Source organism: Halorubrum yunnanense (genome assembly GCF_026586675.1).
Taxonomy (GTDB): Archaea; Halobacteriota; Halobacteria; order Halobacteriales; family Haloferacaceae; genus Halorubrum; species Halorubrum yunnanense.
The window spans coordinates 1-3525 of the sequence record NZ_JAODIX010000037.1 but is presented as its reverse complement, the minus strand read 5'-3'; the positions used below and the strand labels follow the sequence as shown (position 1 = coordinate 3525).

Genomic DNA, 3525 nt, shown 5'->3' with positions numbered 1-3525 from the left:
AATCGATTTCCTCGGCTTCGTCCTTCTACTCCGTGATATAAGCCGATTAGATCGCTATTCAACACAGCAGACTGGAATGCTGCTGCAACAGATCTGTTTGAGCGGGAGTTTAGCACAGTAGTCGGTGAGGACCTCCCCAGCATACTGCCGGATACATTCGACATCAAGGAGTTACTCGCGGGGGGACAGACAACGTGTCGGCTGCCAGGCAGCGATCGCGTGCTAGAAGCCTCATCGAGCCGGATTACCGACAGCGACGACCGCACACTTGGCTACACCCTGATCTTCCGCGATATAACAGACAGCCGGCAGAATGCACGTCGTGCGGAGGTTCTCAGTCGCGTGCTTCGGCACAACATACGAAACAGGGTCGACGTGGCAACGGCGTACCTTCGACAGTTAAGCGACGATCCCGGCCCCGACACGGCGGACAAGATAGCGACGACGGTCGACGGGGAACTGTCGGCGTTGCGTGATCTTGGAGGTACTGCCCGCGAGATAGAGTCAGTGTTACAGGCCAACAAGCGTGCGGGTGATCGGTCCGTCGAGGACCTCATCCGTCACGCCATCGAGGAGGTCCAGCACGCACAGGTCGTCGACGATCGCCACGAGTGCGCTGGCGACGTCTCGTCCGTCCCCGTCGTGATAGACACACCACCAGTGGAGACACGCGCTAACGGAGAGATTCTGATACCAGTCATTCGTGAGCTGGTGTCGGACGCAGTCGAACACGGGGGATCTGCTCCGGAGCCGCGTGTCAGCGTACGGGTGAAGGAGTCTAGCGATACCGAGGGAGTAGATCAGTGGTGGATCGATGTCGCTGACAGCGGCGCCGGGATCAGCGACCACGAGGTAGAGGTGTTCGAAGACGCCGAAGAACAGCCACTACAGCACGGCAAAGGCCTCGGGCTCTGGCTCGTCTGGTGGGGCGTCGACCGGCTCGGCGGAGAGGTCTCGTTCGATACCGACAGCGGGACGACCGTCACCGTCGAACTGCCGGGATCGCTGCTCAGCTACGACTAATATTTTCTGACTAGTCGCGGTCAGTACGGGCCACTCAGGAACTGCCCATCACAGAGAGTATTGTTCCGAGAAAGGACAGACAGGCGGAACCAACCAACACGAGAAGGACGATAGCAGAGGCAGTAAACTCCTCTGGGTCAGTTCGGAGCAATTCGTAGCCGCCAGTGGCAAGCATTCCAGCTCCACCGATCGCCATGAGCAGTATCGGGATACCACGATCGCCAGCGATGAGCGAACCTACCGCTGGCCCCCCTATTGAAGCTCCAATTACGACGAATGAGCCGGTGTAGATGTACAGATCTTCCATAGGTGGTATAATTACACGTGACTAATTGTAGTTTGGATACAATGTCCGTCTTGTTACTTTCACGGTTCTCATCGACCAGCTGTTTTAGATAAACATCTATCTGAAAAATAGGGTTTCAACAAAGCCGGTGAAGTCGTTACGGCTCGTCACGAATGGGAGCTAAGCAGTTCACCGGCACGCTCGGGATCCGGAACGAATGCGATCGATGACCTCGGTTTCCGGGCGGACTCGTCGTCCTTAGAGTTGTAAATCCGATCGAAAAACACCGTTCCAGTGTCCAGCCAGAGCGGACTTCCGAACAGCCCACGCTCGACCGAGACGTCCCGGACACCGTCGTATGACGCCGACCACTGTGGTCGTCCGAGGTATCGGTCGTACGCCACCACTTCGGACTCGTAAAATTCGTATTCGACGCCACCGAGCGCCAACAGCAGATGTACCGCACTTATTATCGAGAGGCCTCCAACGAGACCGAAGAAAATCGCAGCCAAGCTTGCGGACACGATCACAGCACCGTCTAATAGGGCAAGAACGGCGACAACCATCACCCCCGCTATACCCACCCGGATTATGAGCTGTCTCCAGTGGCCGAAGCGGTTGTCGACGACACCACCGGTCGTCATCGCGTTCACCACCCCTGCGACGAGGATAGACGCGCGAACCGGCGCCATCGTCTCGCGCGGTTCTCCATCCGGGATCGACGGCTGAGACGGAGCGGATATGTTCTCTTCCGGTTCGGAGTCCGACCACCCTTGAGATATCGCTTCATCGTTGAGGTCGGATGTCGCGTCCGACTGCCAGCCGTCGGGTCGAGCACGCGCCGCGTACCAACCGTACGCGAGCCGAGACACGATTAGCACGGACGCGGAAACCGTCATCCCAGCGCGTGTTATCTCCAAGCCCTCGCCGGAGAGGGTCGTAAGCGTCCACCGCGAGGCAAGCCACAACAGCCCACCGTAGACGGCGAATACCAGTACCCGCTTCCGGGGGACGACCGCGGAGGCGGCGGTGATATCGTGGCCTTCCGAGGCCACGTATGCCCGCAGCACCAGCCACGATTTCGTCGCTGCCGCGACGAGACCTCCACCGAGTAACATCGGTGTGGCCGGCGAGCGCCACAGGTCTCCGGGCACATCGACGGCGGCGACGTACGCCGTTGTGCTCGCTGAAAAAACAAGTATGAACACGGCTCCCCAGACCGCCGGAACGTTTCGGAGCTGAATTCCCGGGAGGCGATCGGTAACGGTGATCGATCCGCGCTTGTGGGCTAGAAGCCGGAACGGACGTTGAAAAAGAGTCGACTGACGATCCGTTTCGGGCCGCGAGAGCAACTGTTGTACCGTTGCCCGGAGGGTCAGAAAGAGAAGATCAATCCAGTACAAGACGGCGACGGCTAGCAGCGAGAGGTGTCCGTACAGGAGGACGAGCACTGCGGCGACAGCCTCGACGCAAACCGACCCGAAGAGTATTCTGCGATCCCCGATCAGGCGCATGGATGGCATGATCCGGAACGCTCGAAGTCGCGCACAGACCCGCGTTGGCAGGTGCCGTGTGAGTCGGGCGTAACGCGCGATATCGGTCGAACGAGCAGGTGAGTGGCGGTACCGTTACTCGAATGCGCACCGACAGGTGTGTCGTCGGTGGAGGGTACCTCCACACCAGCGACGGGGGCACGAAACGGTACAGCGGTACTGTACAGCAAGCCGAAGGTGAAGGACGCTACCGGTAACGTGGACGCGTCTCGCACGGACAATCATAAGTTGATGACATATAATAAGTTCAGGGGGCGTGTCTCGCGGCCCGAAACACGGAATCGTTCAACGTGACGAGACCCTGCGAACCTTCCGCTACTCGTGGATTCAACCCCCAGTGGATGAATCCCACGGCTTTAGCCGTGAGAAGGGGTCAGAGCAGCATCTAATCACTCCTCTTTCCGACTGATAAACTGTGGAATAAGCACACCAATGACAATCACAACAGCGATAGTTATACTGGCACAAGGAGAATACCTGCGGCTTCAGCCGCAGGATGAATCCGACAATACACGTCACATTCCACTGTCTATCGCTGAGCCGGATATTCTGCCCTTCTAGACCCGTACTTTTACAAAAATGCGAATATAAGGTACGCTCTTCTGTAGGAGATTGTTGATACTGCTGAGCTGTCGCTATCGAGTCGAAGAGGACAAGGACACC

The 3525-nt window shown here is 57.9% G+C and carries 3 protein-coding genes; 1 reads left to right on the top strand and 2 read right to left on the bottom strand.

Features of this window, described 5'->3' with window-relative positions; translation table 11 throughout:
- The first annotated feature begins 45 nt into the window (after positions 1–45).
- Complete coding sequence (locus tag N5096_RS16340) at positions 46–1023, top strand: sensor histidine kinase (RefSeq protein WP_267664424.1); 978 nt, start codon at positions 46–48, stop codon at positions 1021–1023.
- 34 nt (positions 1024–1057) lie between these two features.
- Here N5096_RS16340 and N5096_RS10085 read toward each other — a convergent pair whose 3' ends face one another.
- Together N5096_RS10085 and N5096_RS10080 are read right to left on the bottom strand one after the other, a co-directional pair.
- The gene (locus tag N5096_RS10085; protein WP_267664422.1) at positions 1058–1330 is read right to left on the bottom strand and encodes a hypothetical protein; all 273 of its coding nucleotides are present in this window, start codon (positions 1328–1330) and stop codon (positions 1058–1060) included.
- 146 nt (positions 1331–1476) lie between these two features.
- Entirely contained in the window at positions 1477–2832 is a 1356-nt protein-coding gene (locus N5096_RS10080; RefSeq protein WP_267664420.1) for a hypothetical protein, read from the bottom strand.
- Positions 2833–3525: the final 693 nt, after the last annotated feature.

Bases quoted from the DNA above. Each gene is read 5' to 3' on its own strand.
- N5096_RS10080 (WP_267664420.1), bottom strand. From the start codon at position 2,832: ATGCCATCCATGCGCCTGATCGGGGATCGCAGAATACTCTTCGGGTCG.
- N5096_RS10085 (WP_267664422.1), bottom strand. From the start codon at position 1,330: ATGGAAGATCTGTACATCTACACCGGCTCATTCGTCGTAATTGGAGCT.